15 protein-coding genes are annotated in these 16,541 nt (G+C 58.0%); 9 read left to right on the plus strand and 6 right to left on the minus strand.

Features of this window, described 5'->3' with window-relative positions:
- Window positions 1-28 precede the first annotated feature (28 nt).
- Complete coding sequence (fdxA, locus tag BLV81_RS12405) at window positions 29-361, plus strand: ferredoxin FdxA (RefSeq protein ID WP_092356422.1); 333 nt, start codon at window positions 29-31, stop codon at window positions 359-361.
- 33 nt (window positions 362-394) lie between these two features.
- On the opposite strand, the gene lolA is transcribed toward fdxA, so the two are convergent.
- Together lolA and BLV81_RS12415 are read right to left on the minus strand one after the other, a co-directional pair.
- Window positions 395-991 carry an outer membrane lipoprotein chaperone LolA gene (lolA, locus tag BLV81_RS12410; protein WP_369823877.1) on the minus strand — a complete coding sequence of 199 codons (597 nt, stop codon included), beginning with the start codon at window positions 989-991 and terminating at the stop codon, window positions 395-397.
- A gap of 103 nt (window positions 992-1,094) precedes the next feature.
- Window positions 1,095-3,434: a DNA translocase FtsK gene (locus tag BLV81_RS12415; RefSeq protein WP_092356428.1), complete on the minus strand. Its 2,340-nt coding sequence runs from the start codon at window positions 3,432-3,434 to the stop codon at window positions 1,095-1,097.
- 343 nt (window positions 3,435-3,777) lie between these two features.
- Here BLV81_RS12415 and trxB point away from each other — a divergent pair, with 343 nt between their 5' ends.
- Both trxB and BLV81_RS12425 read left to right on the plus strand, forming a co-directional pair.
- Window positions 3,778-4,734: a thioredoxin-disulfide reductase gene (trxB, locus tag BLV81_RS12420; RefSeq protein WP_092356431.1), complete on the plus strand. Its 957-nt coding sequence runs from the start codon at window positions 3,778-3,780 to the stop codon at window positions 4,732-4,734.
- 133 nt (window positions 4,735-4,867) lie between these two features.
- Entirely contained in the window at window positions 4,868-5,518 is a 651-nt protein-coding gene (locus BLV81_RS12425; RefSeq protein ID WP_092356434.1) for a Smr/MutS family protein, read from the plus strand.
- A 20-nt stretch (window positions 5,519-5,538) separates the two neighbouring features.
- Here BLV81_RS12425 and BLV81_RS12430 read toward each other — a convergent pair whose 3' ends face one another.
- Window positions 5,539-6,696, minus strand: a complete 1,158-nt coding sequence (locus BLV81_RS12430; RefSeq protein WP_092356437.1) for a PA0069 family radical SAM protein — start codon at window positions 6,694-6,696, stop codon at window positions 5,539-5,541.
- 210 nt (window positions 6,697-6,906) lie between these two features.
- Here BLV81_RS12430 and BLV81_RS12435 point away from each other — a divergent pair, with 210 nt between their 5' ends.
- From BLV81_RS12435 to BLV81_RS12445, 3 genes are read left to right on the plus strand one after another with little or no spacing between them, the layout of a single operon-like run.
- Window positions 6,907-7,260, plus strand: a complete 354-nt coding sequence (locus tag BLV81_RS12435; protein ID WP_369823878.1) for a YkgJ family cysteine cluster protein — start codon at window positions 6,907-6,909, stop codon at window positions 7,258-7,260.
- A gap of 38 nt (window positions 7,261-7,298) precedes the next feature.
- Window positions 7,299-8,111, plus strand: a complete 813-nt coding sequence (locus BLV81_RS12440; protein ID WP_092356442.1) for a fused MFS/spermidine synthase — start codon at window positions 7,299-7,301, stop codon at window positions 8,109-8,111.
- A gap of 18 nt (window positions 8,112-8,129) precedes the next feature.
- Complete coding sequence (locus tag BLV81_RS12445) at window positions 8,130-8,894, plus strand: fused MFS/spermidine synthase (protein ID WP_255365160.1); 765 nt, start codon at window positions 8,130-8,132, stop codon at window positions 8,892-8,894.
- A 60-nt stretch (window positions 8,895-8,954) separates the two neighbouring features.
- Here the strand turns inward: BLV81_RS12445 and BLV81_RS12450 are convergent, their stop codons facing one another.
- Window positions 8,955-9,746 carry an enoyl-CoA hydratase gene (locus BLV81_RS12450; protein WP_092356445.1) on the minus strand — a complete coding sequence of 264 codons (792 nt, stop codon included), beginning with the start codon at window positions 9,744-9,746 and terminating at the stop codon, window positions 8,955-8,957.
- A gap of 401 nt (window positions 9,747-10,147) precedes the next feature.
- On the opposite strand from BLV81_RS12450, the gene BLV81_RS12455 reads away from it, so the two are divergent.
- Window positions 10,148-11,455 (plus strand): cation:proton antiporter, encoded by a 1,308-nt coding sequence (locus BLV81_RS12455; protein ID WP_255365161.1) that lies wholly within the window; start codon window positions 10,148-10,150, stop codon window positions 11,453-11,455.
- Between the two features lie 234 nt (window positions 11,456-11,689).
- On the opposite strand, the gene BLV81_RS12460 is transcribed toward BLV81_RS12455, so the two are convergent.
- Window positions 11,690-12,028: a P-II family nitrogen regulator gene (locus BLV81_RS12460; RefSeq protein ID WP_038487829.1), complete on the minus strand. Its 339-nt coding sequence runs from the start codon at window positions 12,026-12,028 to the stop codon at window positions 11,690-11,692.
- Between the two features lie 199 nt (window positions 12,029-12,227).
- Window positions 12,228-14,279, minus strand: coding sequence for an NAD(+) synthase (locus BLV81_RS12465; protein ID WP_369823872.1), 2,052 nt, complete (start codon window positions 14,277-14,279; stop codon window positions 12,228-12,230).
- A gap of 134 nt (window positions 14,280-14,413) precedes the next feature.
- Between BLV81_RS12465 and BLV81_RS12470 the strand changes: the two genes are divergently transcribed.
- Together BLV81_RS12470 and BLV81_RS12475 are read left to right on the plus strand one after the other, a co-directional pair.
- A complete protein-coding gene (locus BLV81_RS12470) occupies window positions 14,414-15,598 on the plus strand; it encodes a GNAT family N-acetyltransferase (protein WP_255365163.1) in 1,185 nt (394 codons plus the stop codon).
- A gap of 27 nt (window positions 15,599-15,625) precedes the next feature.
- Window positions 15,626-16,510 (plus strand): EamA family transporter, encoded by an 885-nt coding sequence (locus BLV81_RS12475; RefSeq protein ID WP_092356454.1) that lies wholly within the window; start codon window positions 15,626-15,628, stop codon window positions 16,508-16,510.
- Window positions 16,511-16,541: the final 31 nt, after the last annotated feature.

Genomic DNA, 16,541 nt, shown 5'->3' on the forward strand with positions numbered 1-16,541 from the left:
TTGCCCAGAAACCACTCTCCGCCAAACCATGCCCTTTGTCGTCACCGATTCCTGCATCCGTTGCAAATACACCGACTGCGTCGATGTCTGCCCTATGGACTGCTTTCGACAAGGGCCGAATTTCCTGGTGATCGTTGCGGACAACTGCATTGACTGCTCGATGTGCGTGCCGGAATGTCCGGTCGGCGCGATCTATAACGAAAGCGACCTGCCCGACGAGCAACGCCATTTCATCGAAATCAACGCCCGCCTGGCAGCTCATCCCGACTGGAAACCGATCACCCGCTCGCAGGCGCCGTTGCCCGACCATGAAACCTGGCGCGAAGTCGCCAACAAGCTGGAATTCCTGAAGCTGGCGTAGGGCGGGCACTCGTGCCCACCCTACTCGATTCAATTACTGATTCAAAACGTCCGCACCCTTGGGCACGACGAACTTGAACTGCCCGGCCGACAGCGGCGGATTCTTGACGAAATTCTTGAATGTCAGTAACGATACCTGGCCAAATGAATCGCGCAATTCCATCGCCTGCGGCAATCCGTCCTTCAAGCCGATGCCGATATGATCGAAAGTGGTGTCCTTGGCCTTGGGCGTCGCTTCCAGCCACTCCATGCCATCCTTGGACTGGCCTTCTTTCAGCACAAAATTTTTCTCCAGGTCGTTGCTGCCGAATAAAATCGCTGCCGGCGACGAACCTAACGCATTGCCCAGGCTCTTGGTGGTGACCTGGTTCAGATCCTTGTCATAGATATACAGCTTGTCGCCGTCGGCTTGCAAGATCTGTTCGTACGGCTTCTGATAAGTCCAGATGAACTTGCCCGGCCGCGCGAAGATAAAAATGCCGCTGGAAGTACTGGTGACCTTCGGCGCCTTGCCGGCGTCGATTTTCACCAGTTGCTGCGAGAACTCGCCTTTGGCCGATTGCGTGCTGCTGACGAAGGACTTGAACTGTTCCAGCGCGCTGGCGCCGGCCAGCGACGGCAGCATGGCCATGGTCAAAGACAGGCCGACTATCAAACGCCCCGATTTGAATCTCGCAAACATATTGCTTTTGTTGCCGCCGATGATGCCGGCGGTAATTTTCTTTTGCATGTCTTTACTCCGTATTGCTATTACCAGCCGGCACCAGGATTTCCCGGTTGCCGTTGGATTGCATGGTTGAAACCAGCCCGCTTGTTTCCATTTGCTCCAGCAAGCGCGCCGCACGGTTGTAGCCGATGCGCAGATGACGCTGCACCAGCGAAATCGAGGCGCGCCGGTTCTTCAGCACCACCGCCACTGCCTGGTCATACAGCTCGTCGCCTTCGGTGCCGCCGGCAGCTGCACCGCCGACCGCGCCGTCGCCGCCATCTTCCAGCACGCCGCCTTCGAGTATCCCTTCGATGTAATTCGGTTCGCCTTGCTCCTTCAGGTAATCAACTACCCGATGCACTTCCTCATCCGAGACAAACGCGCCATGCACCCGGATCGGCAAGCCGGTGCCCGGCGGCATGTACAGCATGTCGCCCATGCCGAGCAACGCTTCCGCTCCCATCTGGTCGAGAATGGTGCGCGAATCGATCTTGCTGCTGACCTGGAACGCGATCCGGGTCGGCACATTGGCCTTGATCAGGCCGGTGATCACGTCTACAGATGGGCGCTGCGTCGCGAGAATCAAGTGGATGCCGGCAGCGCGCGCTTTTTGGGCGATGCGCGCGATCAGTTCTTCCACCTTCTTGCCGACTACCATCATCAGGTCGGCCAGCTCGTCGATGATGACCACGATGGTCGGCAATTTTTCCAGCGGTTCCGGCGCGTCCGGCGTCAGGCTGAACGGATTCGGGATTTTTTCTTCACGCTTGTCGGCGTCGCTGATCTTCTGGTTGTAACCGGTCAGGTTACGCACGCCCATTTTCGACATCAGCTTGTAGCGGCGCTCCATTTCGTTGACCGCCCAGTTCAGTGCATGGCCGGCCTGGCGCATGTCGGTCACCACCGGCGCCAGCAGATGCGGAATGCCCTCATAGATCGACAGCTCCAGCATTTTCGGATCGATCAGGATCAGGCGCACCTGGTTCGGATCTGATTTGTAGAGCAGGGACAGGATGGTGGCGTTGATGCCCACCGATTTACCCGAACCGGTAGTACCGGCCACCAGCAAGTGCGGCATCTTGGCCAGGTCCGCCACTACCGGATGGCCGGCGATATCCTTGCCGAGCGCGATGGTGAGGCTGGAGACGCCGTCGTTATATACCTTGGAACCGAGAATCTCGGTCAGGCGCACAATTTGACGTTTAGGGTTAGGCAACTCCAGGCCCATGAACATTTTGCCGGGAATCACTTCGACCACGCGGATCGAGGTCAGCGACAAGGAACGCGCCAGGTCGCGCGCCAGGCCGACAATCTGGCTGCCCTTGACGCCGGTGGCGGGTTCGATTTCGTAGCGGGTAATCACCGGCCCCGGATAGGCGGCCACCACCTTGACCTGCACCCCGAAATCGGAAAGTTTTTTCTCGATCAGGCGGCTGGTGAATTCCAGCGTTTCGACACTGACGGTCTGCTGTGCCGGCGGCGCTTCATCCAGCAGCGACAGCGGCGGCAGATTGGTGTCCGGCAGATCCGTGAACAAGGCGCTTTGCTTTTCTTTCTCGACCCTTTCCGATTTTGGCACCGCAACGATTTGCGGCTCTATCCTGATCGGCGGCGCCACCACGATCTTGGCGCGTTCCTGGACCACCACCTCTTCACGCTTGACGGCAGCGACCTGACCCGCTTTGCGGTCTTCGCGCGCCACATAGAAGTCCCTCAGCCACAGCACGCCGTTTTCAATGCCGGCGCCGATGCGCTCGGCCACTGTCAGCCAGGAAACATGGAAAAACAGGCTGATGCCCAGCGCAATCAGCAATAGCAAGAACAAAGTGGAGCCGGTAAAGCCCAGTGCGGTTTGCGCGCCGCTGCCGATCAATTGACCCAGGACGCCGCCTGGCGCGCGCGGCAGCTGCATGTGCAGCGTCGCCATGCGGGTGTATTCGATGCCCATGCTGCCGATCAGGATCAAGACGAAGCCGGCGCCGCGGATCAAGCCTTCCTGATGATGTTCCGGCTCGGCTGCCTTATCCACCAGGAAACGCTGCGAAATGCGCTTGTAGCCTTGCCACAAGGTGCGCAACAGCAGCGCGCACCACCACCATGCGGAAGCGCCGAACACGAACAACATGAGATCGGACAGCCAGGCGCCGATCCGGCCGCCCCAATTGTGCAGATGCGGCACCACATTGGCGTGCGACCAGCCGGGGTCGGATTTCGAGTAACTGGCGAAAATGATAATCAGATAGGCCGTAATGACTGCATAGGCGATCCAGCGCGCTTCATACAACAGCCGCACCAGACGGCTCGGCAGCGGCTGCGCTTCCTGCGGCTTGGTATTGCGGGTATAGGCTTGGCTTGTTCTAGTCATAAATCCGGTGAGTGTTGCTACGTTGTTATTTCTCGGTGCTTACTGAATGCTTACTGAATGGTCACTGATTGCTGCTTAGCATGTAATCGCAAGTTGAAATTATGCACCCAATACCTATATATATAACCAGTGTTTGATGTTTCCATTTGCAACATAGGCGAAACAGCCGGCTAGTCGGGCATGGAATTTTGATGCACCGCACACGTGTAGACTATAATCTTACCGAGTTTTTGCACCCGATTTGATGATCTTGACAATATTTATCCGCTTATTTGTCTGCGGCTCGCGGCCATAAATCCACTTTCATGATCTATTACTTGATATCTGTTACCTGAGGGCACACATGACCACCACCAAACCCGCCAAGCACGCCCATGTCTTGATTCTCGGCTCCGGACCTGCCGGCTACAGCGCCGCAGTCTACGCCGCCCGCGCCAACCTGAAACCGGTGCTGATTACCGGCGTCGAACAAGGCGGGCAACTGATGACCACTACCGACGTCGAGAACTGGCCCGGCGATCCGCACGGCGTGCAAGGTCCGGAACTGATGCAACGCCTGCTCAAACACGCAGAAGAATTCAATACAGAAATCATTTTCGACCATATCCATACCACCAAGTTATCGGAAAAACCATTTCGCCTGATCGGCGACTCCGGTGAATACACCTGCGACGCCCTGATCATCGCCACCGGCGCTTCGGCGCAATACCTCGGCTTGCCGTCGGAAGAAGCCTTCATGGGCAAAGGCGTGTCCGCCTGCGCCACCTGCGACGGCTTCTTCTACCGCGGCCAGGAAGTCGCCGTGGTCGGCGGCGGCAATACCGCGGTCGAAGAAGCGCTGTACCTGTCCAACATCGCCAGCAAGGTCACCCTGATCCATCGCCGCGACAAGTTCCGCGCCGAGCCGATCCTGGTGGACCGCCTCAATGCCAAAGTGGCCGAGGGCAAGATCGAGATCAAGTACAACGCCACGCTGGATGAAGTCACCGGCGACGCCAGCGGCGTCACCGGCATCAACGTCAAGTCGACCGCCGACGGCAGCATCTCGCCGATCAAGCTGCACGGCGTGTTCATCGCCATCGGCCACAAGCCGAACACCGGGATTTTCGATGGTCAGCTGGTAATGCACAATGGCTACATCAAGACCAAGACCGGTCTCGAAGGCATGGCCACCGCCACCAGCGTGCCAGGCGTGTTTGCCGCCGGCGACGTCCAGGATCACGTCTACCGCCAAGCCATCACCAGCGCCGGCACCGGCTGCATGGCGGCGCTGGATGCACAGCGCTTCCTGGAAGACTAAAGCGTTACACTGTTAATCGGGATCAGGGTTTTTCATTGTTTCGATTCTGATCATGCGATTCTGATCCCGCGCTTCTAATCCCGCGCTTCTAATCCCGATTAACAGTCCTGCAAAACTCGTAGAACCACACATCATGGCCGGCCCGATCAAGGACTTCAACGCCCTCAAGTCAATGCGCAAGGAACTCAAGGCGCAGGACGAAGCACGCCAGGCCGCTGCGGCCGAACGCCAGCGCCGCGAACAGGAAGCACTGCGCGACGCCGATATCTTTCGCAGCAGCATCGGCAACGTCAAGCCATTGACCGTACCGCCCAAATTCACTCCCAGCGTGCCGCGCCCGCTACCGATCGCGCGCCAGCACTTGGCGGACGAACAAGCTGCGCTGCAAGAATCGCTGTCAGACGACTTCACCATCGAAACCCTGTTGCACAGCGACGAATCGCTCAGCTTTGCCCGCAACGGCATCGGTCCCGACGTCATGCGCAAGCTGCGGCGCGGCCACTGGACCATCCAGCAACAGCTCGACCTGCACGGCTTGCGGCGCGACGAAGCACGCGAAGCCCTGGCCGAATTCCTGCGCCTGGCTGCCAAGCGCGGCTGGCGCTGCGTCCGCATCATCCATGGCAAGGGACTCGGCTCGGTCAACAAGGAACCGGTGCTGAAATCCAAAGTCCGCAACTGGCTGGTACAGAAGGAAGAAGTACTGGCCTTCTGCCAGGCCACCGCCGCCGAAGGCGGTTCCGGCGCCTTGCTGGTGCTGCTCAGGGGCCAGGCCGCCTCATGACAACCCTCTGCCTCCTCCCGCTAAAACAAACCCAGCTGACCTGACAGCCGGTCTTTTTCCGGCGGCGCATACGGCCGCCGGAAGCGGCTCGCATCCAGCGTCGCAAACGACCCGCGCTGCGCCATGCCGAATCTGATCAAGGCTTTTTCAAAACGCTGCCGCAACAGATCCGCCCACACGCCCTCGCCGCGCATGCGAGTGGCAAAATCGGCGTCGTAATCGGCGCCGCCGCGCATCTCGCGGATGCGATTCATCACCCGTTTGGCGCGCTCGGGAAAATGCGCGTTGAGCCAGTTCTGGAACAAGGGATTCACCTCCCACGGCAAGCGCAATACGATGTAACTGGCGCGCACCGCACCCGCTTCGGCCGCCGCCTCTATCACGCGTTCCAGATCGGGCTCGGTGATAAACGGGATCATTGGCGCGATGCTGACGCTGACCGGGATGCCCGCCTCGGCCAGCGTGCGGATGGTGCGCAAGCGCCGCGCCGGCGCGGCGGCGCGCGGCTCCAGGGTGCGGGCGACGGCAGGATCAAGCGTGGTGATGGTGACTGCCGCCACCGCCTGCCGTTTGGCCGCCATGCTGGCCAATAGATCGATATCGCGCTCTATCAGCGATGATTTGGTAATCAAGGCGAGCGGATGTTCGCAATCGTGCAGCACTTGCAAGATGCGCCTGGTCAGTTTCAATTCACGCTCGCAAGGCTGATAGGCGTCGGTGTTGATGCCAAGCGCAATCGATTCCGGGACATAAGAAGGCTTGGCCAGCTCCCGCAGCAATACTTCAGGCGCATTGACCTTGGCAAAAATCCGGCTCTCGAAATCCAGCCCGGGCGACAAACCCAGGTAGCTATGCGAAGGCCGGGCGAAACAGTAAATGCAGCCGTGCTCACATCCGCGATAGGGGTTCAAGGACACATTGAACGGCAAATCCGGCGAAGCATTACGGCTCAGGATGGTCTTTGCCTGCTCTTCCGTGACAATAGTCCGCAGCGCTGCCGGCTCAAGCTGGCCGTCCTCGGCAGCCCAGCCATCGTCAAAATCCTCGCGCTGCGCAACTTCGTAGCGGCCCTGCATATTGTTGGTCGCGCCACGGCCCTTGGGCGGCACCTTATGCGCTACGCCAGACGCCTGAAAATGGATCACCTGGGATGGAGGCTGCTTTTGATAATCTGACATCGCAATACCATTTACTGTATATATATACAGTATATTACTGCAAATCCTGCCGTTTGCAACAGTAGACTATCAACTCCTTTTGGGTCCATGAAATAGGCAAGCGGATCTGCTGGGATGTGTGATGCGAGCTGTGTATAATGATAATCAAATTATCATAAATGCGATGCATGAAATTCTGTAAATACGAATGGCGAGTAGCTAATGGACAAACTGGACAAAAACATCCAGACAATCAAATTTTTCAGGGAACGCATCCCGACATTCACCTGCGTTCCGGGGTGTCACGATTGCTGCGGCCCTGTGTTGGCGTCCACCGTTGAAATGGCGAGACTGCCGCGCAAGAGCGAACCAGAGCAGGATGCCGCGCTTGCCGCATTAAGCTGCCCGCATCTGGGCGCCGCTGGCTGCCAGGTATATGAGGAGCGCCCGTTGATTTGCCGGCTGTTCGGCACCACGCCCAGGCTGGCCTGCCCGAACGGCAAGCGGCCCGAGGTCATGGTCGCCCCCGCTATTGAAGAACGGGTCTACCGCTATTTCGAGCAAGCACGCCATGTACTGGTTTGACATCCCTGTTTTTACCCGATGACGTTGAAGATACGACCATGCTTTTAGAAAACATCCGCGAACTTTCAGCGTTTTCCGGCGACGGCAGACCTTACATCTATAAAAACGCCCATTCTGTCTCCCTGCAGTTCGACAATACCGCGGTACAGAGCGAGATGTACGTGACAGCGCCCGACGCACTCCTGCTGGGCTACACGGTGACGATGATGGGTTTCCTGCTATTCAAGCAAAGCCCCGAGACGATTGCCATGATCGGGCTGGGCGGCGGCTCTCTGGTTAAATATTGTTATCGCAACCTGCCCCAGGCATCGATCGTGGTCGCTGAGAACAACCCTGAAGTAATCGCATTAAAGGATCATTTCCACATTCCTGAAGATGGCCGCCGATTGCAGATTCGCTGCCAGGACGGGCGCGACCTGGTACGGCATGCCGACGGCGATTACGAGATCCTGCTGGTGGATGGATTCGACCACACGGGACAACCGCCGCAGTTATGCAGCCAGGCCTTTTACGATGATTGCTATCAGGCGCTGGCGCCGGACGGCATCATGGTCGTCAATTTGCTGGGCAGCAGAGCAGACATGACGCACTACCTCGACCGCATCCACCGCAGCTTTGACGGCGCAGTGGTCGCAGTCGACGCCCTGGAATCCAACAACATGATTGTATTCGCATGCAAAGGGCGACTGCTGGACATATCGGATCAGGCCGTCATGAGCAGGCTGAAAGATCTGGAGCCGCGCCATGCGCTGATGCTACGCATGACCGCACAAAACATATTACGGCAGCGCAGAAATGATAAATTGATCGCGGCGCTGCACCTCTCCGCTGAACAGCTGCGCGCGGGATAGGGATACGCTTAACACTACATGAACAATCCCAATCCCTTTGAATTGCTGCTCCATCAAAGTGGAGGAAAGCCCTTTGTGTTCGACAACGACGACATGCGCACGCTGCATTTCGACGAAAAATATATACAAAGCGCAATGTCGATTTCTGCGCCTGACAAGCTGTTGCTGAGTTATACGCGGGCCATGATGGGTTTCCTGTTATTTCAGGCAGCGCCAAAACACATCTTGATGGTCGGCTTAGGCGGCGGATCGCTGCTCAAGTATTGTTACCGACATTTACCGTCAACCCGCATCACCGTGCTGGAGCTGCACGCCGAAGTCATTGCGCTGCGCAACGAATTCATGATTCCTGCCGATGACCAGCGCCTGCAAATCATCCACGCAGACGCCGCGGCATACATGCAAGCCCAGCAGGAAAATATCGCTGATGTCATCATGCTGGATGGTTTTTCCGCCGATGGCGCCGCACCTGAATTAAGTACCAGCGATTTCTATGCCGCCTGCCTGCGCAGCCTCATTCCGCAAGGCGTCCTGGTATCCAATTTATGGGATCATCCAGCTTCCCTGGTTGCCGCTCTTGCCCAGGCAACGATGGATACGGATTGGCGTATATGGTGGTGCAGGACCGATGACAGCCACAACTACGTCGCCTTTTTCGTCAAAGGAAATGATCCAGCCATATTTCGGCCGGTGGTGCTCAGTCGAGCCCGGAAATTGGATCAGCGCTTCGATCTAAAGCTATCTGAGCTGGTACCTTCATTCCAGCTCGCCAATCAATTTTGACGAAAAACATAATCAATCCCCTGATCTAGAGCCTGTTAACATTCAATTTGGGAGATGCGTTCAAAACGCCCATACCGCCGGACGTTTGCCCAGAAAGGCATCGATCCCCTCGCCCGCATCGTGTTCCATCGTGTTGCGCGCCATGACGTCGCTGGCGTAATCGTAGGCATCGCTCACGGTCATCTGCTGCTGCCGGTAGAACATCGATTTTCCGTGACGCACCGCGACCGGGCTTTTTGCCATGATTTCAGCCACTTTGCCTGCTATCGCTGCGTCGAGCTGGTCTTCTGCAACCGCGTCATTGATCAAGCCCCAGTCCTTGGCGGTTGCAGCGTCGATGAAACGTCCCGTGATCAACATGTCGAAGGCGCGCTTCGATGAAATATTGCGGGACAAGGCGACCGCCGGGGTTGCGCAAAACAAGCCGACGTTGATGCCCGAGACGGCAAACCGCGCGCTGTCTGAGGCGATCGCCAAATCGCAGCTGGCAACCAGTTGGCAGCCTGCGGCGGTGGCGATGCCATGCACCCGTGCAATCACCGGCACAGGCAGCGCCTGGATACTCTGCATTAAGCGGCTACAGCGGATAAACAAGGCTTTGTAATAGGCGAGATCCGGATGACTACGCATTTCGCGCAAATCGTGGCCCGCGCAGAACGCCTTGCCGGCGCCAGCCAGGACCACGCAACGAATGCCGGGATCGCCGGCAATCACGTCCAGTTCATGCTGCAAGGCATCCAGCAGCACCTCGGACAAGGCATTGAACTGCAGGGGCCGGTTCATGCGCAGTGTCACGGCACCGTTGCAATTTTCTTTCTGCAGCAAGATTTCAGTCGCATTGCCTTGATCCATTGAGATGCTCCCGAGCCAACGGCCAGATTCAGTGGTTTATACCCTTTTTATACCCTGATGCATTTTACGCCCTTGATCGACACTTCTACCCGCCGGTCAAGTCTTCCGCAATCCGGACGTAGGGTTTGGCATGACGCCAGCCAGCGTCACGGATTTCATTGCCGGCATGGACCAGCTCTACTTCGCCACATTGTGCCCTCGGCTCACCTCACCTGCTTTGTGGGCTGCCGCACAGATAAGGCAGTTCTGACTCTCCATACTGATAGCTCTTCTATCGCCTGCAAGCGCAGAAGCCGTCTCCGCATCGGCTTGTAAGTGTTTTATCCTCATTCGCGGGAGGAGGTATTGCCATCGACCAATCAATCATTTGGTATCTGATCGTCGGCACCCTGCTGCTGTCGATGAGTTTGATGGCCTCGCTACTGGATCGCCTGCCGTTCAGCCCGGCGATGTTCTACCTGCCTGTCGGCTATGTTCTGGGGCCAGCAGTGAGCGGCTTGATCAATATCTCACTCGTCCAGCATGCCGAATTGCTGACGACGCTGGCCAAGATGGCATTGCTGCTATCGCTGTTCACGGTTGGCCTGAAGCTGCGCCTGCCGTTTCGCGATAGCATCTGGCGCCTGCCGCTGCGGCTGGGTGTGCTGGCGATGCTTGTCACGATCCCGCTGGTGGCGCTGGTAGGCATGTTCATGTTCAACTTGCCCTTGGGCGCAGCAATCCTGCTGGGCGGCATCCTGGCGCCGACCGATCCGGTCTTGGCATCCGATGTACAGATAAAAGACGTCGGCGACCGCGATCGTATCCGCTACAGCCTGACCGGTGAAGGCGGCTTGAACGATGGCACCGCCTTTCCCTTTGTCATGCTCGGCTTGTCCTTGCTCAGCGTGCCGTCGGCAGCCGCCTATATCAATACTAATGCGATGCTGCATGTGGCCTGGGGCATTGCGGCCGGACTGGTCGGCGGCTGGTTCACGGGATGGCTGATCGGGCGCCTGGTGGTCGGTTTGCGGCGGCGTTTTCGGCTGGCGCTGGGCATGGAAGAATTCCTCGGTATCGGCTTGATCGCGCTGGCCTACGGCGTGACAGAGGCGATCCACGGTATTGGTTTTCTGGCGGTGTTTGCGGCTGGCCTGGCGATGCGCCGCATCGAGTCGACCAATAGCGGCCTGCAAGAGGTGGATCCAGATCAGCAGCAGACCTTGGTGCATATCGCTCCTGCGAGTCAAAAAGAAGAAGTTGCAACCCATCCGGCGAAAGCGTCGGCATATATGACAGAAACGGTACTCGGTTTTAATCAGCAGCTGGAACAGTTTGCCGAATTCGTGATGGTGACCCTGACCGGCATCCTGTTATCGCATATCGGATTTTCCACGCCAGGAGCATTGCTTGCGTTATTGCTGTTTTTTGTCATTCGGCCACTCTCGGTTGCGCTCGCATTGATAGGCGCCAGAGTCTCGCCTCTGCAGCGGCGCCTGATGGCGTGGTTTGGCATCAAGGGCATCGGTTCCCTGTATTACCTGGTGTTTGCGTTGCAATACCCATGGCTGGCGCCCGCCGGCTACCGATCGTCAGCGTTGGCGCCGCACATCAGTTCTATGGTGCTGACGGTGGTGGCGATGTCGATCGTGATGCATGGCATTTCCTCGACACCGCTGATGGATATGTATCAACGCCGCCGGCGGCGCCAAAGCAATCGCTCAGCTTGAAACCGTCGATACCGGTGTCCCACGCTTCCAATAAGAAAAACGTCCGAGAGCATGCGGAAAATGCGTTACTGTTTTTTTTACAGGCAACGATGCGGATAAACTGAAGATACCGGGAAAGCCGGTCGGGTGAGCCTGGCGCCGCGGTCAGTCATCCATTACATCGAAGGACCGCGGCCAAGATAGAGAATGACGGGAGGGAAAAACAGTAACGATCAGTGCGCTACAAAAATTGCATCAGACTGCATCAGGACCGGTTTCGCCGGTGCGGATACGGATCACTTGTTCGATATTACGCACGAAGATCTTGCCGTCGCCGATCTTGCCGGTGCGCGCCGCTTTGATGATGGCATCGACTGCACGTTCGGTCAGGGCATCGTCGATCACCAGTTCGACTTTCACTTTTGGCAGGAAATCGACCACGTATTCGGCGCCGCGGTACAGCTCGGTATGGCCTTTCTGACGGCCGAAGCCTTTTACTTCAGTCACGGTCAGGCCGGTGACGCCAACTTCGGCAAGGGCTTCACGCACCTCGTCCAGCTTGAAGGGTTTGATAACGGCGGTAATTTGCTTCATGACAACTCCTTTAGGCATTAAACATAAATCTTTGCAGCGCTGTACCTGAAATATAAGGGCACAGCATGGTTAAAGCTCAACCTGTAAGGGTATAGGAAAAACTCGGTTTGTCTATAACCGTAAAACAATATCTGCGACTAAATCTACAGCAACCCGCTACAACAAGCCGCTTTCTCCCCATTTTTGGGCAGAGAAACGATCAGTCGGGAATATTCGCCAGGTCGTTCAGCCACACAGTCGCTTCCGCATCGCTGGGCGCACGCCAATCGCCGCGCGGCGATAACGATCCGCCGCTGCCGACTTTAGGCGCGTTCGGCACGCAGGAACGCTTGAACTGGCTGGTCCTGAAAAAGCGGTCGAGGAAAATTGCCAGGTTGCGCTTGATCGCCGCCAGATCGTACTGGTTCCGCACTATCTGCGCGTCATGAGGCCAGCTGCCTTTGGTCTTGTCTTGCCAGGCTGAAAACGCCAGGAAAGCAACTTTCGACGGCGCGAAGCCATAGCGCAGGATGTAATACAGGTTAAAGTCCTGCAACTCATACGGGCCGATGACGTTTTCCGTGATCTGCTCAGGCTTGCCGCTGGCCTTGCCTGGCACCAGCTCCGGGCTGATTTCGGTACTCAGCACGTTCAGCAGCACATCGGAACCCTGGCCGCCGATGGCGCCGGTCTCGGCCACCCAGCGCACCAGATGGCTGATCAAGGTCTTCGGCACGCTGGCGTTGACGTTGTAATGCGACATGTGATCGCCGACGCCGTAAGTGCACCAGCCCAAGGCCAGCTCGCTCAGGTCGCCGGTGCCGATGACAATCGCGTGATTGAAATTCGCCAGCCGGAACAGATGATTGGTGCGCTCGCCGGCCTGGACGTTTTCGAAAGTGATGTCGAACTGGTCCTGGCCCGCAGCATAAGGATGGCCCAGATCTTTCAACATTTGCAGGCAGCTGGGGCGGATGTCGATTTCCGCCGCCGTGCAGCCAACCAGCTGCATCAGCTGCCTCGCCTGCAGCAGGGTGCGGTCGCTGGTGGCAAAACCGGGCATGGTGTAAGCCAGGATATTCGAACGCGGCAGATTCAAACGGTCCATCGCTTTGGCGCAGACCAGCAACGCATGGGTCGAATCCAGGCCGCCCGAAACGCCGATCACCACCTTCGATATCTTGCTGGCCGACAGCCGCTGCACCAGCGCTTGCACCTGGATGTTGTAGACCTCGGTGCAACGTTCGTCGCGGCGCTTGGTATCGGCCGGGACATAGGGGAAACGCTCGACCGTGCGCGCCAGCGGCAACGCCTTGTCCAACGGCAGCGCCAGTTCGAAGCGCAGCACCTCGAATTTGGCCACTTCCCCGGCGTGGCGCCGGACCGACTGCCCGAAAGTAGTCTGGCGCATCCGTTCGCGCGCCAGCCGCTCGAGGTCGACATCGGCAAAAATGACATGCGAATGATCCAGGAAGCGCTCGGATTCTGCCAGCAGTTCGCCGTTTTCATAAATCAGGCCGTGGCCGTCCCAGGCCAGGTCGGTCGACGACTCGCCCTTGCCGGCCGAGGTATACAAATACGCCGACAGGCAGCGCGCGGATTGCTGCGCCACCAGTTGATGGCGATAGCCGGCTTTCCCTACCACCACATTCGAGGCGGAAAGATTGACCAGGACGCTGGCGCCGGCCAGCGCCGCAAACGACGATGGCGGAATCGGCACCCACACATCTTCGCAAATCTCGACATGGAATCTCAGGAGCGGCAGGTTGCTCACCTCGAACAGCAAGCCGCTACCGAACGGAATGCTGGCGCCCAACAATTGAAACTGGCGAGTTGCGGTATTTTCAGCGGGGCTGAATTGGCGCATCTCATAAAACTCGCCGTAGTTTGGCAAATAACTCTTGGGCACGATGCCCTGGATCCGGCCGCCGGCAATCACCACCGCGCAATTGAACAGTTGATGCTCGACGCGTAAAGGCAGGCCGACGATCATGGCCAGCGACAGCGTGGCCGAAGCCTCCACTATTGTGGCCAAAGCGGCTTCGCAGGCATCCAGCAAAGCACGTTGGTGAAACAGGTCGTCGCAAGTGTAGGCGGACAAACCCAGCTCCGGAAACGCCACCAGCACAGCGCCCTGCTGCTCCGCCTGCCTGGCCAGCGCGATAGTCTCGGCGGCGTTAAAAGCGGGGTCGGCTATCCGGCAATTCGGGATGGCGACTGCGACGCGCGCAAAATCATGGGAGTAAAGGTTCAGAAACTTATTTGTTGTCATCATTCTTCCTGCGCTCTGCTTGATATGCTAATTATCGCATGCTAATGCCTTGCCCCTGAGAGCGGGCGGCAGAGCGTCGGCGACGATGCTAAACTGCACTCTTTCGCCACCCACATTCACGGCTCGCCAAGTCCTTGATTAACAAGACTACAACCCAGACCACAACCAAGACTACCACGCGCATCATCTCGTCCCTGAGCGAGGTCGGCCAGGCAGCATGGGACGAATTGCTCGGTTTGCAAGCCGACGCCAATCCTTTCCTCTCCTTCGCCTTTCTGCATGCCTTGCACGAAAGCGGCAGCGCCTCGGAAAAATCAGGCTGGCAAGCGCAATACCTGACCCTGTGGGATGAAGCTGACGGTCGGCCGCGGCTGATTGCCGCCCTGCCCCTGTATGTCAAATTTCACTCGTATGGCGAATACGTGTTCGACTGGGCCTGGGCCGATGCCTATGAACGCAACGGCCTGGCATATTATCCAAAACTGCTGTCGGCGATTCCATTCACGCCGGTAACCGGCGGCCGCCTGCTGGCGCGCGATCAACCGGCGCGGGCAGCGCTGATCGATGTATTGAAGTCGTTGCGGAAAGATACGCAGACCTCCTCCACCCACATCCTGTACCCGCCCGCCGCGCAAGCCGAGGCCCTGCAACAAGCCGGTTTCCTGCTGCGCAGCGGCGTGCAATTCCATTGGCTGAACCCGGGTTATCGCGATTTCACTGAATTTCTCGATACGCTGGAGCGCAAGAAGCGCAAGAATATCCTGGCCGAGCGGCGCAAGGTAGCCGATGCCGGGGTGCGCTTGCGCCGGGTACGCGGGCAAGACGCCACCGAAGCGGACTGGATATTTTTCAACCGCTGCTATGCGCAAACCTATGCGACGCACCGCTCCACGCCCTACCTGAACCTGGATTTCTTCCTCAGGATAGGGGCCAGCATGCCGCACAACATCCTGCTGATCGTTGCCGAACGCGACGGCCGGCCAATTGCATCGTCGCTGCTGATCTATACCGATCAAACTTTATACGGCCGCTACTGGGGCGCGCTGGAGTTCGTCCCTTGCCTGCACTTTGAAACCGCTTATTACCAGCCTCTGGAATTCTGCATCGAACAGAAAATCGCCTGCTTTGAAGGCGGCGCCCAAGGCGAACACAAAATGGCGCGCGGCTTTTTACCGCAAAAAACCTGGTCGGCGCATTGGCTGGCGCACCCGGCCTTCGCCGATGCGGTAGCCAATTTCCTGGAACGCGAGGCTGACGGCATCGATAGCTATATGGATGAGTTGAATGATCGCAATCCGTTTCGATCGGCGCCGTTTTAGCGGTCCGACCACACACAAAGAACAGCCATGCAACCCACCCACATCTTGCTAGCCTTGTTGACCGTCACGATCTGGGGGCTGAATTTTGTCGTGATCAAGATCGGCCTGGCAGGCTTGCCGCCGCTGCTGTTTTCGGCGCTGCGCTTCGTGTTCGCCGCACTGCCGCTGGTGTTTTTCATCAAGCGGCCGGCGATTCCCTGGCGTTCCCTGATCGGGTTCGGCCTGTTCCAGTTCGCGCTGCAGTTTTCCTTGCTGTTCTCGGGCATGCAGCTGGGCATCGGCGCCGGCCTGGCTTCGCTGGTGATCCAGCTGCAAGCGTTTTTCACGATCGGCCTGGCGGTGCTGCTGCTGGGCGAACGCCCGCTGCTGACGCAATTGCTCGGAGCGCTGGTGGCGCTGGCCGGGATTGTGCTGGTCGCCACCCATCTGGAAGCGAAAGCCACCGTGATCGGCTTCCTGCTGGTCATTGGCGCCGGCCTCAGCTGGGCCAGCGCCAATATCGTCACCAAGAGAATCGGCAAAGTCAATCCGCTGGCGCTGATGGCGTGGGGTGCGCTGATTGCATCGCCGCCTTTGCTGCTGGCCTCAGCCGTGCTCGAAGGCCCTGCCGCCTGGCACAACGCCTTTACGCATTTTGGCTGGGTCTCGGTGGCCGCGGTGTTTTATCAATCCTATCCCAACACCATCGTCGGCTACGGCATCTGGACCATCCTGATGCGCAAATACCCGGCCGCCACGGTGGCGCCGTTTTCGCTGCTGGTGCCGCTGGTGGGCATGCTGAGCGCAGCCGTCATGCTGGATGAAGCGCTGCAATGGTGGAAAATCGTTGCCGGCTTGCTGGTGCTTGGCGGTCTTGCCTTGAATTTGTTTGGCGGTCGACTGATGCTGCTAGTGAAAACGAGCAGACAATAAAAAACCGCAAAAAAAAGCGCACCGAAGTGCG

Source organism: Collimonas sp. OK242, assembly GCF_900107095.1.
Taxonomy (GTDB): Bacteria; Pseudomonadota; Gammaproteobacteria; order Burkholderiales; family Burkholderiaceae_D; genus Collimonas.